Source organism: Brevibacillus borstelensis, assembly GCF_003710865.1.
Classification (GTDB): domain Bacteria; phylum Bacillota; class Bacilli; order Brevibacillales; family Brevibacillaceae; genus Brevibacillus; species Brevibacillus borstelensis.
In genome coordinates, this window is sequence record NZ_RHHO01000084.1 from 1 (window position 1) to 566 (window position 566).

Here is a 566-nt window from a genome sequence, read left to right on the forward strand (position 1 = left end):
AAAAAGACGGCTCGTCACTCGGACTGGCCGTCTTTTTCCGCTATTTCTTCTGGTTTTTGCCGAAACACGACATGCTCCAGAACCAGGCTGACCAACACGCCAAGCAGCAATCCGTTTCCAAACAGGAAGCTGGCCAGGGACGGAAGATGCTGCCAAGCTGTCGTCGGAACGAACATAACGCCGATCCCGACGAGGATTGAACTGCCTGCCACGGTAATTGCCCGAGTGTCCAGCTTGACGGAGGCGATGTCCTTCAAGCCGAAGCCAAGGAGCTGCGTGTAGGTAATAAACATGCCAGCATATGCGACAGGCGTAGGCAATGCAGCCAGGAACTGAGATACGGCCGGCAAAAGGCCGATCAGCATCATCCCTGCCATCGCTACCAAAAACGGGAGACGAGCTGCCATTTTGGTCGTTTCGATCACTGCTGCGGCGATCGAAAGCGGAATCATTCCGACAACACCGGATACACCGGACAACATGTGGGAAACGCCCGTAAATACCCCGCCACGGTTGTACTGGCTCACTGTCGGAGGTGTTTGGGTTGCTTTGCCCATCACATTCAT

1 protein-coding gene is annotated in these 566 nt (G+C 54.8%); it reads right to left on the reverse strand.

The genetic code is table 11. The annotated features are described in order from the left end of the window. Window positions 1-14: 14 nt before the first annotated feature. Window positions 15-566: purine/pyrimidine permease (locus EDM54_RS25730; RefSeq protein ID WP_183189187.1), on the reverse strand; the 552-nt coding region annotated here is incomplete at its 5' end.